We start from the raw sequence: 26,393 nt of genomic DNA on the forward strand, positions 1-26,393 counted from the left end.
TTTATCTGTTTGTTGCAGGTGCGGCTTGGAACCGAATCCGGTGCAGGCTAAGACGCGAGGGCGTCGGCGCCGGCAACGATTTCGGAAAGCTCCTGCGTAATCTCGGCCTGGCGGGCCGTGTTGCGAAGGCGCGTGTACTTCTTGATCAAATCCGTAGCGTTGTCACCGGCCGACTTCATGGCACGCTGGCGGGCTGCGAGCTCGGAAGCAGCGGCCTGCAGCATGGCTGCGAAGATGCGGGACTCGATGTAACGCGGAAGCAGTGCGTCAAGCACCTGCTCTGTTTCCGGTTCAAACTCGTACAACGGCAACAGCTCGGATTCCGAGGTTGCTTCCTCTTCGACGACCTCCAGCGGAAGCAAACGGATAACCGTAGGCTCCTGCGTCACCATCGACTTGAAGCGGGTGTAGACGACGTGGATCTCATCCACGCCACCCTCTTCGAAGTCAGTGGAGAAATCTTCGAGAAGTGCAGCTCCGACTTCCTGTGCTGTTTCGAATTCCGGCGCGTCCGTGCCACCGGTCCATACGCGGGCGTATGGCCGGTTGCGGAAATCGAAGTACGCCTGCGCCTTGCGGCCAACCAGGTACGCCTTGACTTCCTTGCCTTCTGCGTGAAGAAGCTCGGTGAGACCTTCAGCCTGCTTGAGCACGCTCGCGGAGTACGATCCTGCAAGGCCACGGTCCGATGTAATGATCAGGACTGCGGCACGGCGGATCTGCTCCGGCTCGGTGGTCAGCGGGTGGTCGATTTCGCTCTGAGTTGCGACAGCAGAAACGGCGCGGGTAATCGCGTTCGCGTAGGGCAGTGAAGCTGCTACGCGGGCGCGGGCCTTACCGATGCGCGAGGTAGCGATCAGTTCCATCGCCTTGAAGATCTTGCGCATCGACGTCGTCGAGCTGATCTTCTGACGGTAGACCCGAATCTGGGCTCCCATACTTATCCTTTCCTAAGTTCCCGATGTGCTGCCCTGCCGGGGCCCTTGCGGACCCCGGCAGGGCAGGTGATCGGAACTAGCGCTTCTGCTTGACGATCTTTTCCTGGTCGACGTCGCCGCCGGAGATCGCTGCGTGCTCTTCGTGGCCGGCGCCAACCAGGTGGTTGTCGCCTTCTCCGAAGAAGCCCTTCTTGAAGGAAACGATCGCTTCCTCCAAGGCTGCAGCGGTGTCGTCATCCAGGACGTTGGTCTGCGCCAGCGTGGTCAGGATGGAGGACTTGTGCGTGAGGTGCTCCAGGAACTCGGACTCGAAGCGGCTGATGTCCTCAACCGGAACGTCGTCCAGGTGACCCTTGGTGCCGGCCCAGATGGAAACAACCTGGTTCTCAACCGGGAACGGTGAGTACTGGCCCTGCTTCAGCAGTTCCATCAGGCGTGCACCACGGGTCAGCTGCTGACGGGATGCAGCATCCAGGTCCGAGGCGAACATGGCGAATGCCTGCATGTCGCGGTACTGGGCCAGGTCCAGCTTCAAGGTACCGGAGACCTTCTTCATGGACTTGACCTGTGCAGCGCCACCAACGCGGGAGACGGACACACCGACGTCAACAGCGGGGCGCTGGTTGGCGTTGAAGAGATCCGACTGGAGGAAGATCTGGCCATCGGTGATGGAGATCACGTTGGTCGGGATGTACGCGGAGACGTCGTTTGCCTTGGTTTCGACGATCGGAAGACCGGTCATCGAACCTGCACCGAGCTCGTCGGAGAGCTTGGCACAACGCTCCAGCAGGCGGGAGTGCAAGTAGAACACGTCACCCGGGTATGCTTCGCGTCCCGGCGGACGGCGCAGCAGAAGGGACACGGCGCGGTAGGCTTCGGCCTGCTTGGACAGGTCATCGAAGATCACCAGAACGTGCTTGCCGCCGTACATCCAGTGCTGGCCGATGGCCGAACCTGCATACGGCGCCAGGTACTTGAAGCCAGCGGGGTCAGATGCCGGGGAGGCCACGATGGTGGTGTACTCCAGTGCGCCGTGATCCTCGAGGGTCTGGCGGACGGCTGCGATGGTGGAAGCCTTCTGGCCGACACCAACGTAGACGCAACGGACCTGCTTGGTGACATCTCCGGAAGCCCAGTTGGCCTTCTGGTTGATGATGGTGTCCACGGCGATGGCGGTCTTGCCGGTCTGGCGGTCACCAATGATCAGCTGACGCTGGCCGCGGCCGATCGGGATCATGGCGTCGATAGCCTTGAGGCCGGTCTGCATCGGTTCGTGAACCGACTTGCGTTCGGTAACGCCCGGAGCCTGGAGTTCCAGTGCGCGGGTGCCCTCGGCCTTGATCTCGCCGAGGTCGTCGATCGGCTGGCCCAGCGGGTCAACAACGCGACCCAGGAAGGCATCGCCAACCGGAACGGACAGGATCTCACCGGTACGGTGAACTTCCTGGCCTTCTTCAATACCGGTGAAGTCACCGAGGATAATGACACCGATCTCGCGGACGTCAAGGTTCTGGGCCAGGCCCAGCGTGCCATCTTCGAAGCGAAGCAGCTCGTTCGCCATGACCGAGGGAAGACCCTCAACACGGGCGATGCCGTCACTTGCGGTGGTCACACGACCAACCTCTACGCGCTCTGCGTTACCGGGTTCGTAGGACGCCGCGAACTCGTTCAACGCATTACGGACGTCGTCGGCGTTGATGGTCAATTCGGCCATCTGCAGTCCCTGCTCTCCTGTTTTCGTGATCATCGTTGCTCACGATGACCGGGTTTTATATCAGTTAAGTTGTGCTTTGATCTGGCTAGCCAGCGAGCTGACGGCGGAGTTCGGTCAGGCGGGCGATGACCGAAGCGTCGAGCACTTCGTCACCTACCTGGACCCGGATCCCACCGATCAGTGCGGGGTCAACGTTGAGGTTGACCTTCAGTTCGCGGCCGTACAGGGCATCCAGCCCGGCCTGCAGACGGCTGGCCTGCGTTTCCGTCAACGGACGGGTAACGCTGACAGTTGCAATCCAGCGCTGCTGACGCTTGGCTGCAAGCTTGGCGAAAGACTCGACGAGCTTGCTCGGCTTGACACCGCGCGGCTGCGTAACTGCCTGGCTGATGAGAACCTTTGCTTCCTCGCTGCTGCCAGGAACAAGCTTCTCGGCCAGTGCAATCTTTGCCGCAGGGGAACCCTGCGGCTCGGACAGAGCACGTTGTACTTCGTGGCTGGAGGCGACGATCTGGTTGAAGGCAAACAGATCGTTTTCCAGCTCTTCCAGCCCCGTGATACCGGAGGCAGAAACCGCCGACTTGTTTTCAGCTACGGCAATGACAACCGTGGCGGCAAGCGTCTCGAGTGCATCGCCGATATCACGTGCCGATGCCCAGCGTGAGCTGGCCAGTCCGCCCGCAATTTCAGCAGCATCAGCGGAGACTTTTCCGCCAACCAGCTGCTTGACCAGCGCCGACTTTTCGTCTCCAGTACGGGACGGGTCAGTCAGGGCGCGGCGCAAGCCAGCCGAGCTGTCCACCGTTCCCAGGATTCCGAAGAGGTCCTTAGCCAACTGCAGCGAGGCGAAGGGAAGCTTGGCTTCCAACTGCGCCAGTGCTGTGGTCAGCGATTCGCTCGATATACCTGCCATTACTTAGCTGCACCTGCGCTCTGGGTCTCCAGATCTGCAAGGAAGCGGTCCACAACGCGTGCGGCGCGCTGGTCGTCGGTGAGTGCTTCACCAACGATGCGGCCGGCCAGCGTGGTGGCCAGGGTGCCTACCTCGGAACGAAGCGAGACAACAGCTGCCTGACGCTCCGACTCGATGGCAGCGTGTGCCTGCTCGGTGATGCGGGCAGACTCTGCTGCGGCCTTGGCCTTGAGGTCCGCAAGGATCTGGGCGCCTTCGGCGCGTGCTTCTTCACGGATTCGGTTGGCTTCGGCGCGGGCGTCGGTGAGCTGCTGCTTGTACTCTTCAAGAGCTGCAGAAGCTTCCGCCTGGGCCGCTTCGGCCTTTGCAATGCCACCTTCGATTGCTTCGGCGCGCTCTGCGAAGGTCTTCTCGAACATCGGGACAACAAACTTGACCACGATGTACATGAGGACCGCAAAGCCGACGAGGACAACGCCCATTTCCCAGACGTTGGGAACGAGCGGGTTGCTCTTCGCTTCGCCTTCAGTGGCGGCTGAGATGATCAGCTGATTCATATTTCACCCGTCCTATCTACTCGTGCGTCGAATTCGCTTGGGTTCTTATTATTAGGAAAGAACGAAAGCGAAGACGAGGCCGAGGATGGCAAGAGCTTCAGTCAGTGCCAGGCCAAGGAACGCGATCGGCTGCAGCACACGCTGAGCTTCCGGCTGACGTGCAACACCGTTGATGTACGCGGCGAACACGAGACCCACACCGATACCACCGCCGATGGCCGAGAGACCGTAGCCGATGAGGTTGAGGGAGCCGTTGATGGTGCCTTCCATTTTTTCTTCCTTTCAAGATGCCGCCCGTGCGGCAGGTTGTTTGGGTTGCTTCATCCCCGCAAGGGGAAGTTTTGGGAGCCTAGTGGCTATCGGCGTGCAGGGCGCCTTCGATGTAGATCGCGGTCAACAGGGTGAACACGTAAGCCTGCAGGGCCATGATCAGTGCTTCGAGCATGTACATGGCGATTGCGCCGACGAGGACCAGGACCGATGCGCCCTTGAGCAGGACGTTCTCCTGCATGACAAGGAACTCGATGCCGGAACCGGCGAGCATGACGATCAAGTGACCGGCCAGCATCGTCGCGAACAGACGGAGGCTGTGCGTGACCGGGCGGACCAGGAAGTTGGAGATGATTTCGATCGGTACCACGATCGGGAGGATGTACCACGGGACGCCGGAAGGAACGGTGGCGAGCTTGAAGTACTTCAGGCCGTTCTTCTTGATGCCGATGATGATCCAGGTGAAGTACACGATGCCAGCCATGACGTAGGCGCCGCCTACGTGTGAGAAGCTCGGCAGCTGAATCACAGGGATGGCGCCGTAGATGTTGTTCACCAAAATGAAGAAGAACAAGCTGAACAGCAGCGGGACGTACTTGATGAAGTCCTTGCCGCCGATGATGTCCTTGGCGATGCTGTTGCGGACGAAGCCGTAAGCCATCTCGCCTGCGAACTGCAGCTTGCCGGGTACCAGCTGCTGCTTACGTGCAGCGAGGATGAAGAATGTAGCGATAATGACGACCGAAAGAATCACCAGCAGCATCTGCTTGGAGAATCCGTCGTGCGCACCCCAAGGCAGGATTGCCGGCAGGTGCATTTCGTCGATTCCGGGTGGGGTGAAGGACCCCGAATCCTGGGCGGGGAGCGCAAGCGCGATCAACGCGTTTCCTCTCTGCTGTGTCCATCATTGGGCATTGGTTGGAATCCGGAAGCGTTGGACGCATCCACAATCCATGTGAAATTATTTGGCATTACTGTCCCCGTCCGTGGACGGACCGCTGTCTGCGTTGCTCTCGCCAGCAGAGGAGCTTTGCCTGGTGAGGCCGTGCATATGGGAAAGATAGAACCCTCCTGCGGCTCCCAGCAGAGCGCCAAGGAGCACAATCCAGCGGGTCCCCCACAGATTATCCAGACCCCAGCCTATCAAACTCCAGACAATGATCCCGCCAATGATGTAGCTGAAGACGGCGATGCCGGCGTTGTATCCGCCGTCGTTTCCGGCTTCTGCGGCTTCATTGGCTTTTCCACGTTGCTGGGCTGGTGCGGCCGGGCGTGAATATCGCTTACGCGGAGACATCCGGGCCACCCTTCTTCTCTTCAGGATCGTTGTAGATCTGGAGGCGGGCCTTGCTGAAACCATGGATTTCTGCTGCCTGCCAGAAGACAACCGTGACCACTGCGCCAATCAGGAACCAGCGGTGGTGGAGCCAATCCGGCGCGCCGAGCACAAACAGTACTACGGCAAAACCGACCACTTTGATGAAATACGTAGCAACAAAGAGGCCAACGGCGCCTGAAGGGTTGTTGCGGCCTACATAGTGGCCAATCAAAAGGCTGATGCCAAAGAAGAGCATCACCAGCGCGGCGCCGAACGCCGCTGAAAGCGCACCCTGTCCGCCGTTCATTACGGCCGCGATCACGCAGGTGACTGCGGTGGCCGCGGCTGCGGCGGAGGCGCTCAGAAGAAGTAACCGGAGCCACAACGAGGATGCCTTGCCCATGGAACCAACACCACGTTTACCGGACGGGCGTCCGGTTTCGGCGTTGGATGTCATGGGGATACCAATCCTCGTGGCACAGGTGCCATATTCTCAAAGTGGGGTTACGGGCGAGTGACTGTCCGCAGAAAGAATTCTACATGAGATAGAACTGTGACGATAACCAGCCGTCACAACTACTCCCCCGGCCGCGTCGAGTTCCGGGTGAAGTATGGCCACGCAGTCACGGCGGCCATGACGAGAGCCGCGACAACAACCACGATGAGCACAACCTGCCAGGGGAAGACGGCGAACGCGACACCGCCGAAAGCCAGGATGCACGTCCAGACATACAGCATGACGACGGCGGCACGGTGCGAGTATCCGAGGTCCACCAGCTTGTGGTGGAGGTGCCCACGGTCTGCCGACCATGGCGACTGACCCCTCGCAGTCCGGCGGACTACGGCCATCCCCAGATCCAGGAGAGGCAGGGACAGAACCGCAAAAGGCAGCAAGATCGGAACAATCGTGGGGATGCCATTGGCACGGTCATAAAGGCCCGAGCCGATCTGCCCCGTGGCTACCACGCCGGCTGACGCCATGAGCAGGCCGATGAGCATGGCCCCCGAATCACCCATGAAGATTTTTGCCGGGAACCAGTTGTGCGGCAGGAACCCGATGCAGCTTCCCACCAGAATGGCCATCAGGAGTGTCGCAAGGTCGGAGTTGTCGGTGGACGGATTGTTCCGGTGAACCCAGTAGGCCGTGAGGAAGAAGGCCCCGCCACCAATGATGGCCACTCCCGCTGCCAAACCGTCCAGTCCGTCAATGAAGTTGACGGCGTTCATGGTGGTGACAATGAGTCCCGCAGTGAGCACAATCTGAAGGATCTCAGACTCGAGGAATATCGGTTCCGGGATGAATGGCACCACTGACATCCGGACGCCCCACAGTGCCACGATTAAAGCGGCAGCGCCCTGGCCCAGCAGCTTGATCCACCACCGGATGTCCAGGATGTCATCTGCCACCCCTACGGCGACGATCACCACAGCACCGGCCAGGATCCCCCAGGGCGCATCGTTGTGCCTGAAAATGTCCTTCACGAAGAATGAGTTGCTGGCAACTACCAAGGCGACGAAGAAACCCGCAAAGATGCCAAGCCCCCCGAGCTTGGAAATCAGGGCGGAGTGCATGTCGCGGCTGCGGATGGGACGGTACAGGCGCAGTTTGTTTCCGGCCACGCGGGCACCCCACGTTCCCGCGTAGGACACCACGGCGGCCGTGAGTGCCATCAGCAGATACATGATCATGATGCGGCTCCCGGGAGCAGCCCGCCCACTGTTCCGGAAATGGCAATGTACTGACGCTGCCGACGCGTCGGGTGAAAGCCGGTGGTTTCCGGGCACCTTGAGGTGTGGAATTCTGTGTGTGGATAAATGGAACTACTCCGTCGCCATGCCTGCACCGGCTGTGCCGAATGTTGCGGGATTTCTGTGGACTCTAGTCACGATACTAATGCCAATGGCCGTGACCACCCTGTGACGCAGCCGCAAGACCCCCGCCTGTTTGACCGGGTTTTAGCTGCGCCGCTGTCAGCTGGCAGGCTCTTGGACGTTCCGCAACGCGTAGATCCCCTCAAGCACCTGCGCATTTGAACGTGGTGCTTTCAGGCTGTGACGCAGGCCCTTGAGAAGCCCGCCCAACAGCACTTTGCGGTTGGAAGAGGCAGCAATGGTACGGGTCCAATTACGCAACGACGCACCGGTGAAAAGTACCTTTTCCCACGGCGCCAAGGCATTGGAACGGGTGTAGACCCACAGCTTGTTCCGAACCTCGTAGTAGAAGCGCGGTCCGGGGTCAGCACCGGCGTCGCCAAAGACTTTGGTGTGGTGATTGGCCACCGAAGCTTCAGTGGTCAGCGCTGTTCCCTTGCGCGAGACCCTGGCAGTGTACTCAAGGTCGTCGTTCCAGATGAAGTAATCCGCGATAGGCAGGCCGTATTTCCTGATCTGTTCGGCCCGGATCAGCACTGACACGAAGGAAGCACTGCGAATTTGCGTGGCACCGACGCGTGCGGCAGCGTTGCGAGCTTCTTCGCTGGCACCCATCCGGGGCCGCATACGGTTCATGGGGTGGTCCCGGCCATCGGTCCAGACCACGCGGCTGGCAATGAAGGCCGGCGTATCTCCCGTTTCCTGCTGATAAGCAGTGGAAACATCCAGCGCTTCGGCAAGCGCCCCCGGTTGGGGTTCTGTGTCATCGTCCATGATCCAGACGTGGTCCGCGCCGTGATCCAGCAGGGCGCGTTCCATTCCGACCACAAATCCACCAGCACCGCCCACATTGGCTGTGAGCGTGACGACGTCCGTAGCCAGCGGCCCTTGATAGTCCTGCAGGAACTCTGCGGTTCCGTCGGTGGAGGCGTTGTCCACCACGACGACGGCGTCCGGAACCCGGGTGCCGGCCGCGATGCCCGCCAGTGTGGTCTGGAGGAGATCACGCCGGTTATAAGTCACCACGACGGCGACCACAACAGCTTGGGACGTCATTTACTTGCCTTTGGTCTTGGGTGATTGAAAACGGCGCCGAACCAACAGGCCGGCAAGCTTCCACGGCTCGATGAAAACTCTGTAAGCAACCCTGCCCGGGTGGAGGACCAGACGCCAGGCCCATTCGAGCCCCAGCCGCCCCAGCCAGCGTGGCGCCAGTTTCTGGATACCGGCAACCTGCTCGATTGCACCTCCAACGGCACAATAGGTAGCTGGCGGCAATTCCCCCAGCCTGCGATGCAGGACATGCTCCTGGAGCGGCATCCCCAGACCCAACAGCACCAGTTGCGGCCGGAACGTGTTCAGCCAGCCCACTACGGCGTCTTCAAGGGCGCCATCCCAACCTTCGCCGGGCATGCCGTCCACCGTGGCGCCGGGAATGAGGGACCGCAGGCGGGCCACCGCTTCGGTATTGGCCTCCCTGCCGGCGCCGACCACAGCAACCCGCTGCAATCCGGGAACCTTTCCGAGTTCAGGGATCCAGTCCATGGAACCTAAACGGTACGCCATGGCGCCTTCGCCCAAGGGCAGTCCTTGCCGCTTCCTGGAAACCCCCCACAGCAACGTGGCGGGGGCTCCATCCAGAAGAACTATGGAGCTTGCCTCATACAGGGCGCGGACATCTGGACAGGAATGGAACAGCGTGATGCTGTGCAGGTTGTGGCCGAGCACAGTGCTCGTGTTTCCCGCAGCAATGAGCCCGCCCATGGCCTCAATGAGTTCATTGACGCGCAACGGAGTAGCGTCGACGTCAAGGACGGGGACGCGCTGGCGGTCCGGAATCATTCGGACTTGGCTTCTCGTGGGGTCGGCGGCTCCACATGGTGGTCAGGCACCGATTGCTCATCAGGCGTGGCCTCGACGTCGACGACGGCGGCCTCGGTCACCTCGACCGGCGCGTCATCCGCAGTGGGGGTCTCCGCGACAGCAACTGCCTCTGCAGCTTCCTCAACATCGGCGGGTAGAGACTCGCCAAAGCCGAGGATGGTCGGAACGATTGCACGGAGGCTTTCCAGGGAGATGGCTCCTTGGCGCACTACGCGGAACGGGGTGGCAGTTGCGTCCACAATCGTGGACGGCAGCGCGGCAGTACCTTCAACGGGCCGGAATCCGCCCTCAAGGTACACCTCTACGGATTCTGCCAGTTGCATGCGCGCTTCCGAAGCAGTCTGGGCTGCTTCCTGCCCCGTGCGATTGGCCGACGATACAGCCAGCGGCCCCGTGAGCCCCAGGAGCTCCAATGCGATTTCGTCATCGGGCATGCGCAGGGCAACGGTGCCCTTGGTCTCGCCCAAATCCCAGTCCAACGACGGCTGGGCATGGAGGATCAGGGTCAGCCCACCGGGCCAAAATGCCTGCGCCAGCGCGCGGGCGTCAGCCGGCACGTCCGTGGCCAGGCCGTCAAGGGCGTTGATCCGGGGAATCAGCACAGGAGGCGGCATCTGCCGGCTGCGTCCCTTGGAAGCCAGCAACATCGTCACGGCCAGGGGCGAAAAAGCATCCGCGGCAATGCCGTACACAGTATCCGTCGGCAGCACGATGCACTTCTTTTCGCTGATGGCACGCTGAGCGTGCTGAAGTCCCTCGGCACGCTGGTCATCGGAAGTGCAGTTGTAGGTTGTGGTCACAGCGCTATTCTTTCACTCATCAGGGGCAGTGCTTGCCAGCACCGCGCTGGTGGCACGTTCCTTGCCGTTCAGGTCGAAATGCGTGGTGACGTTGTTCCAACGTCCCGTGCGTCGCAGCATCCCGGCAATCCAGCTGGCTTGCACTTCTGCGTGTTCCATCACGAAGTAGCCGCCGGGCTTCAGGAGCCGGGCCGCGGAGGCCGCTGCCGCCGTCGGGAGTTCCATGCCGTCCGCTCCCCCACCGTACAGTGCCTCGGGAGGATCGTGGAGCGCGACTTCCGGTTCTGTGGGTATCGCCTCGGCCGGGATATACGGCGGGTTGGAGACGACGACGTCGAAGGTTCCGTTATGTTCGGGGAGCGCGTCCCTGAGGTCGCCCTGTATGAGGTTGACGCCCAGCGGCTCCAGGTTCTTCGCAGCCCAGGCATGCGCGAATGAACTGTATTCCACGGCGTGGACATCAGCGCCGGGCACCTCGTGGGCGATCGAGCCGGCGATCGCTCCAGATCCGGTGCCAAGATCCACCACTTTGGGGTTCGGGATTCCTGCCACGTGGTCAATGACCAGCTGGACCACCGATTCCGTTTCCGGCCGGGGAATGAAGACACCTGGACCCACACGCAACTCCAGGTACCGGAAATAGGCGACGCCGGTGATGTGCTGCAGGGGCACGCGGCCCGCCCGCTCCAGCACCACGTCTCCATAGCCATCAGGCGCGGAAGCATCGCCCAGCAGCATGGCCCGCAAGCGTCCCAGCCCCACACCCAGCAGGTGTTCGGCCAACAACTCCGCGTCCACCCGTGGCGTGGGGACGCCGGCGTCGGTGAGAACGGCAGTAGCCTCGCGAACTGCGTCCGCGAGGCTCTGGCCTTGGTAAAACGTCATGGATCTACTCTGCTGTTGATATGCGGCAGGGAGCTATTCGCCGATGGCATCCAGGCGTGCTTGCTCGTCCGCCTCAATGGCCGACTGGATCACAGGCTCCAGGTCGCCGTTCATGACGGCATCAAGGTTGTACGCCTTGTACCCGGTGCGGTGGTCCGCAATGCGGTTTTCCGGGAAGTTGTACGTGCGGATGCGCTCCGAACGGTCCATGGTGCGGATCTGCGACTTGCGCTGCTCCGAGTTGGCGGCGTCGATCTGTTCCTGCTGGTGGGCCAGGAGGCGGGCACGGAGAACACGCATGCCGGCCTCGCGGTTCTGCAGCTGGGACTTCTCGTTCTGCATGGCCACCACGATGCCCGTGGGCAAGTGGGTGATGCGGACAGCGGAGTCGGTGGTGTTCACGGACTGTCCCCCAGGACCAGAGGATCGGTAAACGTCGATCTTGAGATCATTCTGGTTGATCTCAAGCTCTTCGGGCTCGTCCACTTCAGGGAGTACCAGCACGCCGGCAGCCGAGGTGTGGATGCGGCCCTGGGATTCGGTCACGGGCACGCGCTGTACACGGTGCACGCCACCTTCGAACTTCAACCGCGCGAAGACGCCCTGCGCGGGATCGTTTGAGTTGCCCTTGATGGCGACGGCAACGTCTTTGTAACCACCAAGGTCGGATTCCGTGGCGGAAATCATTTCGGTCTTCCACCCGCGGGATTCGGCATATCGCATGTACATGCGCAGGAGGTCACCGGCGAACAAGGCAGCCTCGTCGCCGCCTTCGCCACCCTTCACTTCAAGGATCACGTTGCGGGCATCATCCGGGTCACGCGGGATCAGCAGACGGCGCAAGCGCTCTTGAGCCTTGGGGATCTGCTCCTCCAGCTGCTCCACCTCCGCCGCAAATTCGGCGTCCTCGTCAGCCATCTCCTTGGCCGCTTCCAGATCATCATTGAGACCGCGCCACTTGTTGTACGCCTCCACAATGCCCTGAAGCTGAGCAGACCGCCGCCCCAACTTCCGGGCTGCAGACTGATCGGCATAAACAGCAGGATCGCTCAGCTGCGCCTGAATAGCAGCATGCTCATCAAGCAATCCCTGTACGGACTCAAACATTTTCAAACCTCTTTCGACTTCTACAAGTCTAATAACTGCATCGTGGGGTCACGCACAGCCCATCTGGGGCCCACTGGGCCGTTTCTGACCTCACGTGGTGTCGGGCCAAGGATTCCTTAAACAAAGACCGCTCAAAATATGCCGGCCAGGGAGTGGCTTCGGGCCTGCCGGAGCCGGGTAGCTTCCGATCGTAGATCGGAAGCTACCCGGCTAGGGGCGGGGCCGGCATATTTTGAGCGGTTAGAGCACAGCTATTTGTCGTTATCCGACTTCGCTCCGAGCGTGGTCTTCTGTACCTGCATGAGGAACTCGACGTTGCTCTGCGTCTCCCGGATCTTGTTGGTCAGCAGCTCAAGGCTCTGCTGCTGCTCCAGGCCGGAAAGGACGCGGCGCAGCTTCCACATGATCTTGACTTCTTCAGGCGAGAGCAGGTTCTCTTCGCGGCGCGTACCGGACGCGTTGACGTCCACGGCCGGGAAGATGCGCTTGTCTGCCAGCTGGCGGGACAGGCGGAGCTCCATGTTGCCGGTGCCCTTGAACTCTTCGAAGATGACTTCGTCCATCTTGGAGCCGGTCTCGACGAGGGCCGTTGCCAGGATGGTGAGCGAGCCACCGTTTTCGATGTTGCGTGCTGCACCGAAGAAGCGCTTGGGCGGGTACAGGGCTGCGGAGTCCACACCACCGGACAGGATACGGCCGGAGGCCGGTGCTGCCAGGTTGTAGGCACGGCCCAGACGGGTCATGGAGTCCAGAAGGACTACAACGTCCATGCCCATTTCCACGAGGCGCTTGGCGCGTTCGATGGAAAGTTCGGCAACCGTGGTGTGGTCGTCAGCGGGACGGTCGAAGGTGGAGGCAATAACCTCGCCCTTGACGGTGCGCTGCATGTCCGTGACTTCTTCGGGACGTTCGTCAACCAGCACCATCATGAGGTGGACCTCAGGGTTGTTGGTGGTGATTGCGTTCGCGATGGACTGCAGGATGAGCGTCTTGCCGGCCTTCGGCGGGGAGACGATCAGGCCGCGCTGGCCCTTGCCGATCGGGGCCACGAGGTCGATGACACGCGGACCGATCTTCTTGGGGTCCGTCTCGAGGCGCAAGCGCTCTGACGGGTACAGCGGTACGAGCTTGGCGAACTCGACACGGTCCTTGAGCTCTTCCGGCGTCTTGCCGTTGACGGAAGTAACGCGAACCAGCGCGTTGAACTTCTGGCGGGCGGACTGCTGGCTGCGGTCTTCGCCGTCACGCGGTGCACGGATGGCACCGACGACGGCGTCGCCCTTGCGGAGGTTGTACTTCTTGACCTGTGCCAGGGAGACATAAACGTCGTTTGCCCCGGGGAGGTAGCCGGACGTTCGGATGAACGCGTAGTTCTCCAGGACGTCCAGAATGCCTGCCACGGGCAGCAGCACGTCGTCTTCAGTTACCTCGACGTCGTCGACGTCCGGTCCCTGAGCACGGCCACGGCGACGTTCGTTGCGGTCGCGGAAGCGGTCGCTGCGGGTGTTTCCGTCACGGCTGTCCTGACCTCCCCGACGGTCGCTGCGGTCGTTCTGGTCGTTGCGGTCACGACGGTTGCGGCGGTTGCGTCGGTTGCCGGTGTCATCGCCATCGTTGGTGTCTTCACGGCGGCCGCGGGTGTTGTCACGGCGTTCGCGCTGCTCGCCCGAATCCGACTGTTCGCGCTGTTCCGTGCGGTCAGCACGCTGCTCACGCTGTTCCGAACGGTCGGCGCGCTGCTCACGCTGTTCCGAACGGTCAGCACGCTGCTCACGCTGTTCGGTGCGGTCAGCACGTTGCTCACGCTGCTCGGTTGCGGGGGCTTCTGCCGCTTCAGCAGGTGCTGCAGCAGCTTCGCCACGGCGGCGGTTGCGGGTGCGCGGCTGGCGACGCTCGGTGCCGGACTCAGCCGCTTCAGGTGCTGCCGGTGCTTCAGCAACCGGCGCAACTGCGGTTTCGGCGGGCGCAGCAGCGGCCTCAACAGCAGCTACCACACCATCACTGGTGGCGCGGCGGCTACGGCCACGACCGCGACCGCGGGGAGCTTCCTGGGCCGGAGCCTCGGAGGTTGCCTCGGCAACAGCACCGTTATCGGCAGCCTTACCCTTGGTCTCCCCTGCAGCCTTGGCATCCACTGCCGGAGCTTCCTTGGCCACCGCAGTGGCTCCCTTTGCCGAGGCACTGGCCTTGGCGGGTGCCTTGGTAGTGGAGGTGCCGGCGCGATGGGCGGAAATGGCGGTAACCAGATCCCCCTTGCGCATACGCGATCCCCCGGAGATGCCCAACTGGCTCGCGAGAGCCTGAAGCTGGGCGAGCTTCAGGCCTGCAAGGCCGCTGCTCTTGGTGGTTGCTGCTGTTGACGACTCAGCAGCAGAAGATGTTGTGTCCACAGCTGAAGCCAGCTCAGTGGTTTCTGTCACGAAGGATCCTTCCCCCTCGACGGCGTCCAGAGCGAGAGCTGGACGCGATGATTTGTTCTGGGCTGCAGTTCAGATCTGCAGCCGGTGATTTGGGCCGTGCCTGATGGATTGTGGCCAACAGGGCCGGATACTGATCGTCATCACTGGATCCGGTTGCCCGGACTGCCGGCCGTAGGTTCAGGGAACAGAGAGATCTCGGCACCTGAGACTGGCCGGAAAGAGACGACACCACCAACGTTGGCACAGTTGACGAAAGGTACGGCGAAACACCGAGATCCGAAATCAGGGAACTGCCCGCGGCTTTACCGGCGGTGCACTTCCACTCTAGCACCTTGAACGTCCACAGCCAGCGTCATCACGCGCCAGCCAATGTCGGGTGTGTTGGACGCCGTGTAGGACTGGATGAAATCACTCGCAGTGGCGGCGTCGCGTTCCCCGTTGGCAAGCACCATCACAGTGGGACCCGCACCGGAAACAACTGCCGCGTGACCTGCGGACCGAAGCGCCGCGATGAGGTCGGCGCTGGGACGCATGGCCTGCGCACGGTAGCTCTGGTGAAGGTAGTCCTCGGTAGCAGGCAAGAGGAAGGCCGGCTGCGCCGTGAGGGCGTGGATCAGCAGGGCGGCGCGTCCTGAATTCATGGCCGCTGCATGATGGCCCACGGATGCAGGGAGCAAACCGCGTGCGGTCTCCGTGGACAACTCAAAGTCCGGGACCGCGACTACCGGAATGACTGAAGGCGCAACGTCTGCTTTGGTACTGCTGTACTGCTCGCTGTCCTGCCAGGACAGCGCCAGTCCGCCGAAAATAGCGGGTGCGACGTTGTCCGGGTGGCCTTCCATCTCGCTGGTCAACTGCAAGATCCAATCGCGATCCTTCCGCGATTCCTCCGGAACCAAGGCGTTGGCGGCGGTCACCGCTGCCACCACGGCAGAAGCTGAGGATCCGAGGCCACGTCCGTGCGGATTGACGTTGTCCGCGGTGATTTTCAGCCCGGAGTGCTGGTAGCCGAGGCGATCCAGCGCAAGATCAATGGCCCGCACCACGAGGTGGCTGGAATCCCGGGGAAGGGTTTCGGCCCCTTCACCGGAGAGCTCAAACTCGAGCTCCCCGGTGCTGAGGGTTTCCACCGTCAAGGTGTCGTAAATGGACAAAGCCAAGCCGAGGCTGTCGTAGCCGGGGCCCAGGTTGGCGCTTGTACCGGGGACCTTGACGGTCAGCCGCTGGCCTGCCGCGACGAGCGCACGATCAGTCGCGGTGGGCTGCGTTGATTCCACTCTTACTTTTCTTCCAGTCCCAGTTCTGCGGCAACGGTGACAACGTCATTCGGCACCTTAACAGGTTGAACATCACTGCCATCGTCAGTGCGGAGGGCCCACTGCGGGTCTTTGAGTCCGTGACCGGTAACCGTGATGACGATGGTCTTTCCGGAGGGAACCTCGCCTGCAGCGTGCTTCTTGATGAGGCCCGCGACGCCGGCAGCGGAGCCGGGTTCCACGAACACGCCTTCCTTGGCGGACAGCCAGCGGTGGGCTGCCAGGATCTCTTCATCCGTGACGGCCTCAATCAGGCCACCGGATTCGTCGCGGGCGGCAACAGCGGTGTCCCAGGACGCCGGATTGCCGATGCGGATGGCAGTCGCGATAGTGTCCGGCTCTGTAATCGGGTGTCCGGCAACGAACGGCGCTGCCCCTGCAGCCTGGAAGCCCCACATGATAGGCGTCTTGGTGGAGACAGCCGCCAAGGTTCCGTTGGCGGTCTCGAAGGGCGCGGAATATTCCTTGTAGCCCTTCCAGTAGGCGCTGATGTTGCCGGCATTACCGACAGGCAGCACATGGATGTCAGGAGCATCGCCGAGTGAATCGACGATTTCGAACGCACCGGTCTTCTGGCCCTGGATACGGGCGGGGTTGACGGAGTTCACCAGGAACACCGGGTAGGACTCACCCAGTTTGCGGGCAATGTCCAGGCAGTTGTCGAAGTTGCCGTCAACCTGCAGCAAAGTGGCGCCGTGCGCGATCGCCTGGCTCAATTTGCCCATGGAGATTTTGCCTTCGGGAACCAAAACGGCACACTTCAGGCCAGCCGCAGTGGCGTAGGCAGCTGCCGAGGCAGAGGTGTTACCGGTGGACGCACAGACCACGGCCTTGGCCCCGGCTTCAACTGCCGCCGTCATGGCCATGGTCATGCCGCGGTCCTTGAACGAACCCGTGGGGTTCATGCCTTCAACCTTGAGGTACACCTCTGAGCCGGTGAGCTCGGAAAGCTGACGGGCATGGACCAGGGGCGTGCCGCCCTCGCCGAGGGTAATGACCTTGGTGGCTTCCGTTACGGGCAAACGATCAGCGTATTCGCGGATTACTCCGCGCCATTGGTGAGCCACTTAGACTCCTTCTACCCGCAGTACGGATGTCACAGAATTGATGACGTCCAGACCCTTGACGGCCTCGACGGTTGCTGCGAGTGCAGCTTCGGATGCACGATGCGTCACGATCTTCAGCTCAGCCGATTCAATGTTCGACTCAGAGTCGCGGTGGATCGTCTGCCGCATGATTTCGATGGAGACGCCGTTTTCCGCAAAGATTTGCGCAATCCGCGCCAGAACGCCGGCTTGGTCAGCTACGTCCAGTCCGATGTAATAGCTGGTGTTGGATGCGTCGATGGCCAGTGCCGGGACGTGCCCCGTGGTGGTTTCCGTGCGACCCGGGCCACCCAGGACCAAGCGCCGCGCTGCGGAGACGAGGTCACCAAGTACGGCGGACGCGGTAGGAGTTCCGCCTGCACCCTGCCCGTAGAACATCAGTTCGCCGGCGTTCTCCGCCTCGATGAAGACGGCGTTGAAGGCGCCACGGACGGCGGCCAGCGGGTGTTCCCGCGGCAGCAGTGTGGGGTGGACCCGCACTGAAATGCCGCTGCCGTTCCCTGCTGAGTCGATCTTCTCGGCAATCGCCAACAGCTTGATGACGAATCCGGCTTCCTTGGCCGAGGCGATGTCCGCCGCGCTGACCTTGGTGATGCCTTCGCAGTAGACATCGTCAAGGGAAAAGCGCGTGTGGAAGGACAGGGACGCGAGAATGGCGGCCTTCGCAGCGGCGTCGTGTCCTTCGACGTCGGCAGTGGGATCCGCTTCGGCATATCCCAGGCGCTGGGCTTCGGCCAAGGCGTCAGAGAACTGGGCACCGGTGGTGTCCATCTGGTCAAGGATGAAGTTGGTGGTGCCGTTGACGATGCCCAGGACCCTGGTGATGCGATCGCCGGACAGGCTGTCGCGGATGGGGCGCAGGATGGGGATGGCACCGGCTACCGCGGCTTCGTAAGACAACTGGACGCCGGCTTTGTCAGCCTCTTCGTACAGGGTGGGGCCGTCCTGCGCGAGCAGAGCCTTGTTGCCGGTGACAACACATGCGCCGTTCTGGATAGCCGTCAGGATCAACGAACGAGCAGGCTCAATGCCTCCCATGAGTTCGATAACCAGGTCGGCATCCTTGACCAGGGTGTCGGCATCCGTGGTGAAAAGCTCACGCGGCAGTTCGACGTCACGCCGGGCATCGATGGTGCGTACGGCGATGCCCGAAAGTTCCAGGCGGGCGCCGCTGCGGGCAGCCAGGGCATCGGCGTCGTCAATCAGAATCCGCGCGACCTGGGCCCCAACGTTGCCACAGCCCAGCAGGGCCACCTTCAAGGTTCGCACTTCAGACATTCGCCACTCCCATGTCGCGGTTCAAGAGATCTTCTTCGGTTTCCCCGCGGACAATCAGCCGGGCAGCTCCGTCGCGTACAGCGACAACGCCAGGCCGTGCCAGGTAGTTGTAGTTGCTGGAGAGGGCCCAGCAGTAGGCGCCGGTACCCGGTACTGCGAGCAAATCACCGGCTGCCACATCCGCGGGCAGATATACATCTCTAACAACTATGTCGCCGCTCTCGCAATGTTTGCCCACTACGCGGGACAGCTGGGGAGCCGCCGAGGAGTCACGGGAAGCCAGAATCGCCGAATAATCCGCGTCGTACAGCACCGGACGGGCGTTATCGCTCATGCCGCCATCCACTGACACATAACGGCGCGGATACGTAACGTTCTTTTGACCATCCCCACCCTCAGGGGCGTCAACCCGGACGGTCTTGAGGGTGCCCACTTCATAAAGCGTGAACGTAGTGCTGCCTACGATGGCGCGGCCGGGTTCGATGGAGATGCGCGGCGGCTTGATGTCCAGCTCAGCGCATGTGGAACGCACGACGGCGGCCATTGCCTCCGCGATCTCGGCCGGTGGGCGGGGGGTGTCCACCGGGGTGTACGCGATGCCATAGCCACCCCCGAGGTCCAGTTCCGGCAAGACAATGGAGTACTTGGTCTGCATGGCCGCGAGGAAACCCAGGAGCTTCTCCGCAGCGACGGCAAAACCATCCGGCTCAAAGATCTGCGAGCCGATGTGGCAGTGCAGGCCGAGCAGTTCGACGCTTGGGTAGGAGGTGGCTGCTGCCACAGCTTCCTCGGCTGCCGAAAGGCCGGCTTCCTCGGTGGAGTCTTCCGCCATGGAGAGGCCAAACTTCTGGTCCTCGTGTGCGGTGGCGATGAACTCGTGGGTATGGGCATGCACACCAGGTGTCAGGCGCAGCATGACCTTGGCAACCTCGCCGCGGCTGGAAGCTATTTTGGCAACCCGCTCGAGTTCATCGAGGCTGTCCACCACAATCCTGCCCAGCTTCATGTCCAGGGCGCGGTTGATCTCCGCGTCCGACTTGTTGTTGCCATGCAGCCCCAGGTTGGAGCCATCAATTCCCGCACGTGCAGCGACAGCGAGTTCGCCGCCGGAACATGTATCCAGGCGCAGGCCCTCTTCTGCCACCCAGCTGGCCACGGCGGTGCACAGGAAGGACTTCCCTGCGTAGTAGACGTCCACTCCCCCGCAGATGTCGGCGAAGGCGGTGTCGAAGGCATCCTTAAACGCCCTGGCGCGGGCGCGGAAGTCCGATTCGCTCATGACAAACAGTGGAGTTCCGAACTGTTCCTTGAGCTCGCTGACGGAAAACCCGTCAACGGTGACTTCACCGGCGTCGTTCTTTCCGACCCCGGCGGCCCACATGGGTTCCTGCAGTGCGTTGAGGTCCCCAGGTACGGCCAACCATTCAGGAGCAAGCGGAGAAGCGTGATCAGCGGCTGTGTTCATTGCCCTACATCCGTTCCGGCGCCGAAACGCCCAGCAGTTCGAGTCCGTTGGCAAGTACCTGGCTGGTGGCGTCATTGAGCCACAGGCGCGTGCGGTTCACATCAAGGACGGGATCGTCACCCTGCGGCGACACACGGCAGGCGTCATACCAGCGGTGGTAAGCGCCGGCAATGACTTCAAGGTGGCGCGCCACACGGTGCGGCTCCCGCAGTTCAGCGGCCTTGGCCACGATGGACGGGTAGCTGCCCAGATAGGAAAGCAGCTCGTTTTCCGTGGCGTGGTCCAGGAGCGATGCGTCGAATGCATCCACTCCATCAACCTGGCGCTCTACACCGGCTTCGGCAGCGTTGCGTGCCGTGCCGCGGGAACGGGCGTGGGCATACTGCACGTAAAACACGGGGTTCTCGTTGCTGTGCTTCTTCAGCAGCTCCGGATCCAGCGTCAGCGGCGAGTCTGCCGGGAACCGGGCCAGGGAGTAGCGCACGGCATCCTTGCCCAGCCAGGAGATGAGGTCCTTGAGCTCGATGATGTTGCCCGCACGCTTGGACAGCTTGGCGCCGTTGACGGACACGAGCTGGCCAATGAGGACTTCGATGTTGACCTCAGGATCATCGCCCGCGCAGGCCGCTATGGCCTTCAGGCGGTTGATGTATCCGTGATGGTCGGCGCCGAGCAGGTAGATCTTCTCAGTGAACCCGCGGTCCTTCTTGGAAAGGTAATAGGCAGCGTCCGCGGCGAAGTAGGTCGGTTCGCCGTTGGCACGGATCATGACGCGGTCTTTGTCGTCACCGAAGTCGGTGGTGCGCAGCCATACGGCACCCCCGTCGTCGAAGACGTGGCCCTGCTCGCGAAGACGGGCAACGGCGGATTCGATCGCACCGGCGTCGTGCAGCTCCTTCTCCGAGAAGAAGACGTCGAACTCTACGCCGAAGTCCGCCAGGGTCGCCTTGATGTCCGCCATCTGTGCCTCATAGGCAGCGGAACGGATCACGGGGAGGGCGGCCTCGTCCGTCAGTTCCCGGATGCCGGGGTGTGCGTTGAGGACTTCGTCGCCGAGCTCCCGGATGTACTCACCCGGGTAGCCGCCCTCAGGGACGCCGCGGCCGTGCAGCCGGGAAAGGACAGAGTTGGCAAAGACGTTCATCTGCGAGCCGGCGTCGTTGATGTAGTACTCAGCGGTGACGTTTGCACCGGAGGCGCGCAGGACCCGGGCAATCGCATCGCCCAAGGCTGCCCAACGGGTGTGCCCAATGTGCAGCGGTCCCGTGGGGTTCGCGGAAACGAATTCCATGTTAACCACACGACCCGCGAGCGCCTGGTTGGTTCCGTAGCTGGCGCCGGCCTCAACAATGGCCTTGGCGAGGGCGCCGGCGGTGGCGGCATCCACGGTGATGTTCAGGAAGCCTGGACCAGCGATTTCCACCCCGGTAACACCGGGAATGCCCTGCAAGTGGTTGCTGAGGATGCCGGCGAATTCGCGCGGGTTCATGCCGGCCTGCTTGGAGAGCTGCAGGGCGATGTTGGTGGCCCAGTCTCCATGGTCCCGGTTCTTGGGTCGCTCCACTCGCACGGAATCGGGCACGGCAGATTCCGTCAAGGTAATTTCGCCGGTAGAGACGGCGTCCTTAAGGCAGGCGGATATGGCAGCAGAGAGTTCTTCGGGAGTCACGCTTCTAGCCTACCGGGGGCCCGCAAAGTCGCGGAATTGGGGGTCGCTTATGTGGACAATCCGGTCACAGCCTGCACACAGAAACGACTGGCAGGTGGCACAGACTGAACCATTACGCTGAATTCAACGTTGTGAACACGTAGGAGGTGGCCTCGTCGGCCATTCCGCGAGCACCAATCCCATGACCATTTCTTGTCCAGTTGAAACGAGCAGAACCATGACTACGCCACTCCGCAAGAGCATTTTCGCTGGAATTGCCGGCCTTTCACTCATCGGTGCTGTGGCGGGCTGCGCGCCATCTGCACAGTCCCCGTCCGCTGAATCCACGCCGGCTGCCGAAAATGGCGGCCAGGCCAGCACGTCCAGCCCCACCTCTTCATCCACCGCTTCCGGCTCCACTGCCGCGGGCACCTCCGAGTACAAGGACGGCACCTACAGCGCCGACGGCACGTACACCTCCCCCAACGGCCAGGAGACCGTGGGCGTGGAATTGACGCTTGCCGGTGACACTGTCTCCGCGGTCAACATCACCACGCACCCTTCGAACCCCAACACCAAAAAGTTCCAAGGCGAGTTCGCCAGCGGCATTTCGGCGCAGATTGTTGGCAAGAACATCGACGAACTCAATGTCTCCAAGGTGGCTGGTTCCTCCTTGACGTCCGGCGGGTTCAACGAAGCCGTGGAACAGATCAAGTCCCAGGCCAAGTAGCACCATGCCGCACGCGGACTGGAGCTCCTTCAGTTTTGACGGCATCGGGACACGCTGGGAGATTTCGACGCCGGAGGCACTGGCACCCGCGGTGCGGCAACGATTGCTGGAGACAGTCGGTGACTATGACATGACGTATTCGCGGTTCAGGCCGGACTCCCTGGTGTCCGGCCTGTCCCGCGAACCGGGCAAGATTATCTTGCCCGGGCATGCCGTAGCCCTTCATGACGTCTACGCCGTCCTGTATCGGCTCAGCGGGGGCGCCATGACTCCCCTCATCGGCAGCAGCTTGGAACGGCTTGGCTACGATCCGGGTTACACGCTGGCCCCCTCCGGAGATCCCCAGCCCCCGCCACGCTGGGAGGACGTCCTTGAATGGACGGATACGACCCTGACCACCACCGAAGCCGTGGTCCTGGACATTGGGGCTGCGGGGAAAGGGCAGCTGGTGGACCTGCTGGGTGGGATCCTGCAGTCAACCGGCCATGCTGAATTCCTGGTTGATGGGAGCGGCGACATGCTCCATGCGGGAACCGATCCTGTGGTGGTCGCCTTGGAACATCCCTATAGTCCCGGCCAGGCCATTGGCACTGTCGAGCTCCACAATTCAGCACTCTGTGCCTCGGCTTCCAACCGCCGTGCCTGGGGCGATGGCCTGCATCACGTCCTGGACGGGACCACGGGCCGGCCCATCCACACCACGGTGGCTACCTGGACCATGGCTGCGAGCGCATTGGTGGCGGATGCGGTGGCCACTGCGCTGTTCATGCTTGAACCGGCCCAATTGCAGGATGAGTTCGACTTCTCCTGGCTCAGGGTGTCCTCCAGTGGTGCCGCCACGTTTTCGCACCGTTTCGAGGGGAGACTGTTCACATGATTGCCGCTAAGTCCCGCGTAGACACCTGGTTGGGCCGCTTCACGATGTACCGCTTGATTCTGTGGGTGCTGGGTGCGCTGGTGGCGTACAGCATGCTCCTCAACATTCTGGGCTGGCTCACGTTCGGCCTCCCGGAGATGCTGGTGCATCTGGCGCTCTGCCTGACGGTGACATACGCCTCCAACCGGCTGCTGGCCTTGATCTTCCGCGTCAAGCCACACACGGAGTCCTCCCTCATTACGGGATTGCTGCTCTATTTCCTGTTCTGGCCTGCCTTCGGAGTCACTGACATGACAGGCGTAGCCCTGGCCTGCGTGGTGGCAAGTGTCTCCAAATATGCGCTGGCCTTCCGTGGGCGGCATATCTTCAATCCAGCCGCGGCCGGGGCGTTCGTCACTGGCCTGACGGGGTTGAACATCGCCACGTGGTGGGCTGCGACCCCTGCAATGCTGTGGCTCCTGGTTCCAGGTGTGCTGGTTGTTCTGTACCGCACGCGAAAAATGTTGATGGCAACGGTCTTCCTGGTGGTGGCTGCTGGCATCATCACGGTGGAGCTCCTGAGCCGCAGCATGACGTTTGGCCAGGCACTGTGGCAGTCCCTGGCGCAGAGGCCTCTGCTGTTTTTCGTGGGCTTCATGCTCTCGGAGCCGCTCACCCTCCCTCCGCGCCGCTGGCAGCAGCTGGCGCTTGCCGGTGTGGTGGGTGTTGTGTTTGCGGTTCCCTATAACTTCGGCTTCGTTGCCAACTCCCCCGAGCTCGCTTTGTTGCTGGGCAACCTCCTGGCCTTCTTCCTGGGCCAACGGGGCGGGGTGGAGCTGACGTTCAAGGGCTCGCGTGCCCTGACTCCGGGCAGCACGGAGTTCAGGTTTGAGCCACAGCGCCCAGTGCGGTTTGCTGCAGGCCAGTTCATGGAGCTCAACCTGCCGCACCCGGCTTCCGACGGCAAGGGCCGCCGGCGGGTCTTCAGTATCACCAGCGCCCCGGGCGCCCCGGAAGTGACCTTTGGAGTTGGCACGGCCGAGCCGCTGTCCACGGCAAAGAAGGCGTTGCTGGCTTTGAAGCCCGGCGACAAGCTCTCCGCCACGGCCGTCGGCGGGGACTTTGTCCTACCGCACGACGCCGGCAAACCGGTCCTGCTGATCGCTGCAGGAATCGGTATTACGCCTTTCCTCTCGCACCTGTCCGCTGGCACCGCGCCTCGCGACACCGTGGTGATGTACCTCGCCAAGGGTCGCGATGAGTTGGCCGGCGTGGAGCAGCTGGAAGCCTCCGGGGCCAGGGTTATCGCCAGGCTGGCGGACGGTTCCGCTCCCCCGGCGTTCATGGTCGACGCCGGTGCCGCCAGAATCGACGCTGAGCGCCTTAAGGAGTTGGTCCCTGACGTTGCGGATCGGGAAGTTTTCGTTTCCGGCTCACCAGCGAGTGTTGATTCACTGCGTGCCGCTGCCCGCTCTGCAGGGGCGCGCCGTATCCACGTCGATTCGTTCGCCGGGTACTGACGCCAGGGGCCGGTCCGGATGGTCCATGGCGGGGATCGCCGCTGGGGCGTCGGGTTTTCATTTGCGGCGCAGTGACTGCTAAGCTCTAGGACGTCCCACCGGCAACGGAGGGAACCCTGGATGCCCTCGTAGCTCAGGGGATAGAGCGTCTGCCTCCGGAGCAGAAGGCCGTAGGTTCGAATCCTATCGAGGGCACAACGAATACCCCGCCAGTGAACTGGCGGGGTATTTTTGTGTGCCGGCGCCGGCTATCAGTTCGGGGCTTGCCGGGCGTTCACCGCAATATTGTCGGCGGCTGCTTTTAGGCTGAATCCAGTTGGTCTTTCCGATAGCCAAAGGGGTTTGCCGTGATGTGCTCGATCGTTCCTCCGTACATGCTTCGCAGGATTGCCGCCCAGAGCGAGCCACGGCTGCGGGCGGTGGCCAGGGCAGCAAAGGAGTCGCTGCTGCACATCAAAGACCTGCAGGCCATCCGTACAGCACCCATCCCGGCGGCGCCGCCCAGCGCCCGCCAGGCAAAGCCGGGCCCGCCCAAACGGACTATTTTCGATGCCGAATCCACAGAGACCTTGCCCGGCCGTGTTGTCCGCAAAGAAGGCGCCGGGCCCGTCGGGGACGTGGCAGCCGATGAGGCCTACGACGGCCTTGGCAGCACACACCGCCTGTATGCGGAAATCTTCGGCAGGGACTCCATCGATGATACTGGCCTTGCCCTGGATGCAACTGTCCACTACGGAAAGCTCTACGACAACGCCTTTTGGGACGGATCGCAAATGGTCTTTGGCGATGGCGACGGCCAGATCTTCCAACGCTTCACCAAGTCCGTCAGTGTTATCGGCCACGAACTCGCCCACGGGGTGACCCAATACACGGCCAACCTGGCCTACCGGAACCAGGCCGGTGCACTCAACGAGTCCATGTCTGACGTCTTCGGTGTCCTCGTGGAGCAGTACCTGAAGCAGGAGGCTGCATCGAAAGCCAGCTGGCTCATCGGCGAGGGTCTCTTCACGGACCAGGTCCAAGGCGCTGCCTTGCGCTCCATGAAGGCGCCGGGCACCGCCTACGACGACGACGTCCTCGGCAAGGATCCCCAGCCGGACTCCATGGACACCTACGTGCGCACCAGTGCGGACAACGGTGGAGTGCACATCAACTCCGGCATCCCCAACAAGGCTTTCTACGTGGTGGCCTCGGAACTCGGTGGCAATGCGTGGGAGGCGCCCGGCCAGATCTGGTACGGGACGTTGACCAGCGGCTCCCTCCCCGCGACCTGCACTTTTGGGAAGTTTGCGAAGACCACCGTGGCTACCGCCGAGGAACTCTTCGGCTCCGGTTCTGCGGAGCATGACGCCGTCCTCAAGGCGTGGGAGACTGTGAAGGTCAAGGTTTAAGTCGGTTGGCGGACCGGACGGCTTGGTGCGGACCGCTGGCTGACTGACGAGGAAACGTCGAACGAGAAGCAGCCGGCCATGAAGATCACCGTCCAACGCAGTGGGGGAATTGCAGCGATGACGCGCGTCTGGAGCGTGGACGCGGTCTCCCCCGACGACAAGGAACGATGGGTTCCGATGGTAGAGGCCTGCCCTTGGGAGGAAGCCAAGAGCCAGTCACGGGCGGCCAACCAACCGGACAAGTTCATGTACTCCATCAGGGCAGGCCAACGCCGGGCCACCCTCCCGGACCGCGCCGTCACCGGGCCCTGGCAGGAACTGGTGGAATGCGCCAAAGCGGAGGGCTCTGAGTCCCGCGGCCGCCTGGGAAGCAGACGCTGAAGCCCAGGGTGTACTCAACGCAGC

25 protein-coding genes and 1 tRNA gene are annotated in these 26,393 nt (G+C 62.2%); 6 read left to right on the forward strand and 20 right to left on the reverse strand.

The window, feature by feature from the left end:
* Positions 1-47 precede the first annotated feature (47 nt).
* From ABIE35_RS11170 to argS, 20 genes are all read right to left on the reverse strand, one after another.
* Entirely contained in the window at positions 48-938 is an 891-nt protein-coding gene (locus tag ABIE35_RS11170) for a F0F1 ATP synthase subunit gamma (protein ID WP_354514911.1), read from the reverse strand.
* A 76-nt stretch (positions 939-1,014) separates the two neighbouring features.
* Positions 1,015-2,652 carry a F0F1 ATP synthase subunit alpha gene (gene atpA / locus ABIE35_RS11175; RefSeq protein WP_207597589.1) on the reverse strand — a complete coding sequence of 546 codons (1,638 nt, stop codon included), beginning with the start codon at positions 2,650-2,652 and terminating at the stop codon, positions 1,015-1,017.
* A gap of 85 nt (positions 2,653-2,737) precedes the next feature.
* Complete coding sequence (locus ABIE35_RS11180; protein ID WP_207593902.1) at positions 2,738-3,565, reverse strand: F0F1 ATP synthase subunit delta; 828 nt, start codon at positions 3,563-3,565, stop codon at positions 2,738-2,740.
* Positions 3,565-4,122, reverse strand: a complete 558-nt coding sequence (locus tag ABIE35_RS11185) for a F0F1 ATP synthase subunit B (protein WP_024817283.1) — start codon at positions 4,120-4,122, stop codon at positions 3,565-3,567. Before ABIE35_RS11185 ends, ABIE35_RS11180 begins: the two co-directional genes overlap by 1 nt.
* A gap of 51 nt (positions 4,123-4,173) precedes the next feature.
* Positions 4,174-4,392, reverse strand: coding sequence for an ATP synthase F0 subunit C (atpE, locus tag ABIE35_RS11190; RefSeq protein WP_011775261.1), 219 nt, complete (start codon positions 4,390-4,392; stop codon positions 4,174-4,176).
* Positions 4,393-4,471: 79 nt separating this feature from the next.
* Entirely contained in the window at positions 4,472-5,272 is an 801-nt protein-coding gene (gene atpB, locus ABIE35_RS11195; protein ID WP_172322239.1) for a F0F1 ATP synthase subunit A, read from the reverse strand.
* 81 nt (positions 5,273-5,353) lie between these two features.
* On the reverse strand, positions 5,354-5,689 hold the full coding sequence (locus ABIE35_RS11200) for a hypothetical protein (protein WP_207593903.1): 336 nt from the start codon (positions 5,687-5,689) through the stop codon (positions 5,354-5,356).
* Positions 5,676-6,167, reverse strand: a complete 492-nt coding sequence (locus ABIE35_RS11205) for a Cg1360 family ATP-synthase-associated protein (RefSeq protein WP_354514915.1) — start codon at positions 6,165-6,167, stop codon at positions 5,676-5,678. The genes ABIE35_RS11200 and ABIE35_RS11205 overlap by 14 nt, the downstream gene beginning before the upstream one ends.
* A 119-nt stretch (positions 6,168-6,286) precedes the next feature.
* Positions 6,287-7,399: an MraY family glycosyltransferase gene (locus ABIE35_RS11210; protein WP_354514917.1), complete on the reverse strand. Its 1,113-nt coding sequence runs from the start codon at positions 7,397-7,399 to the stop codon at positions 6,287-6,289.
* Between the two features lie 282 nt (positions 7,400-7,681).
* Positions 7,682-8,638 carry a glycosyltransferase gene (locus ABIE35_RS11215; RefSeq protein WP_354514919.1) on the reverse strand — a complete coding sequence of 319 codons (957 nt, stop codon included), beginning with the start codon at positions 8,636-8,638 and terminating at the stop codon, positions 7,682-7,684.
* Entirely contained in the window at positions 8,639-9,424 is a 786-nt protein-coding gene (locus ABIE35_RS11220; RefSeq protein WP_354514921.1) for a WecB/TagA/CpsF family glycosyltransferase, read from the reverse strand.
* Positions 9,421-10,266 carry an L-threonylcarbamoyladenylate synthase gene (locus ABIE35_RS11225; RefSeq protein ID WP_354514922.1) on the reverse strand — a complete coding sequence of 282 codons (846 nt, stop codon included), beginning with the start codon at positions 10,264-10,266 and terminating at the stop codon, positions 9,421-9,423. Before ABIE35_RS11225 ends, ABIE35_RS11220 begins: the two co-directional genes overlap by 4 nt.
* Before the next feature lie 12 nt (positions 10,267-10,278).
* The gene (prmC, locus tag ABIE35_RS11230) at positions 10,279-11,151 is read right to left on the reverse strand and encodes a peptide chain release factor N(5)-glutamine methyltransferase (RefSeq protein WP_354514924.1); all 873 of its coding nucleotides are present in this window, start codon (positions 11,149-11,151) and stop codon (positions 10,279-10,281) included.
* 33 nt (positions 11,152-11,184) lie between these two features.
* The gene (prfA, locus tag ABIE35_RS11235) at positions 11,185-12,258 is read right to left on the reverse strand and encodes a peptide chain release factor 1 (RefSeq protein ID WP_354514925.1); all 1,074 of its coding nucleotides are present in this window, start codon (positions 12,256-12,258) and stop codon (positions 11,185-11,187) included.
* A gap of 251 nt (positions 12,259-12,509) precedes the next feature.
* Positions 12,510-14,678: a transcription termination factor Rho gene (rho, locus tag ABIE35_RS11240; RefSeq protein WP_354514927.1), complete on the reverse strand. Its 2,169-nt coding sequence runs from the start codon at positions 14,676-14,678 to the stop codon at positions 12,510-12,512.
* A 302-nt stretch (positions 14,679-14,980) separates the two neighbouring features.
* Entirely contained in the window at positions 14,981-15,955 is a 975-nt protein-coding gene (gene thrB, locus ABIE35_RS11245; RefSeq protein WP_354514929.1) for a homoserine kinase, read from the reverse strand.
* Between the two features lie 2 nt (positions 15,956-15,957).
* Positions 15,958-17,061, reverse strand: coding sequence for a threonine synthase (gene thrC, locus ABIE35_RS11250; protein WP_354514931.1), 1,104 nt, complete (start codon positions 17,059-17,061; stop codon positions 15,958-15,960).
* Positions 17,062-18,378 (reverse strand): homoserine dehydrogenase, encoded by a 1,317-nt coding sequence (locus ABIE35_RS11255; protein WP_354514933.1) that lies wholly within the window; start codon positions 18,376-18,378, stop codon positions 17,062-17,064. It abuts the gene before it with no gap.
* The gene (gene lysA, locus ABIE35_RS11260; protein WP_354514935.1) at positions 18,371-19,843 is read right to left on the reverse strand and encodes a diaminopimelate decarboxylase; all 1,473 of its coding nucleotides are present in this window, start codon (positions 19,841-19,843) and stop codon (positions 18,371-18,373) included. Before lysA ends, ABIE35_RS11255 begins: the two co-directional genes overlap by 8 nt.
* 4 nt (positions 19,844-19,847) lie before the next feature.
* On the reverse strand, positions 19,848-21,512 hold the full coding sequence (gene argS, locus ABIE35_RS11265; protein WP_354514937.1) for an arginine--tRNA ligase: 1,665 nt from the start codon (positions 21,510-21,512) through the stop codon (positions 19,848-19,850).
* A 217-nt stretch (positions 21,513-21,729) separates the two neighbouring features.
* On the opposite strand from argS, the gene ABIE35_RS11270 reads away from it, so the two are divergent.
* The 6 genes from ABIE35_RS11270 to ABIE35_RS11295 all read left to right on the forward strand — a co-directional run bounded on the left by ABIE35_RS11270 (position 21,730) and on the right by ABIE35_RS11295 (position 26,369).
* On the forward strand, positions 21,730-22,221 hold the full coding sequence (locus tag ABIE35_RS11270; protein ID WP_354514939.1) for an FMN-binding protein: 492 nt from the start codon (positions 21,730-21,732) through the stop codon (positions 22,219-22,221).
* 4 nt (positions 22,222-22,225) lie between these two features.
* Entirely contained in the window at positions 22,226-23,098 is an 873-nt protein-coding gene (locus ABIE35_RS11275; RefSeq protein WP_354514940.1) for an FAD:protein FMN transferase, read from the forward strand.
* On the forward strand, positions 23,095-24,597 hold the full coding sequence (locus tag ABIE35_RS11280) for an FAD-dependent oxidoreductase (protein ID WP_354514941.1): 1,503 nt from the start codon (positions 23,095-23,097) through the stop codon (positions 24,595-24,597). Before ABIE35_RS11275 ends, ABIE35_RS11280 begins: the two co-directional genes overlap by 4 nt.
* Positions 24,598-24,719: 122 nt before the next feature.
* Positions 24,720-24,792 (forward strand) — tRNA-Arg (locus tag ABIE35_RS11285).
* A 155-nt stretch (positions 24,793-24,947) separates the two neighbouring features.
* Positions 24,948-25,988, forward strand: coding sequence for a M4 family metallopeptidase (locus ABIE35_RS11290; protein WP_354514943.1), 1,041 nt, complete (start codon positions 24,948-24,950; stop codon positions 25,986-25,988).
* A 78-nt stretch (positions 25,989-26,066) separates the two neighbouring features.
* On the forward strand, positions 26,067-26,369 hold the full coding sequence (locus tag ABIE35_RS11295; RefSeq protein WP_354514945.1) for a protealysin inhibitor emfourin: 303 nt from the start codon (positions 26,067-26,069) through the stop codon (positions 26,367-26,369).
* Positions 26,370-26,393 lie beyond the last annotated feature (24 nt).

The sequence above is a fragment of the Paenarthrobacter sp. 4246 genome, from assembly GCF_040546855.1.
In the GTDB taxonomy this organism is placed as follows: Bacteria; Actinomycetota; Actinomycetes; order Actinomycetales; family Micrococcaceae; genus Arthrobacter.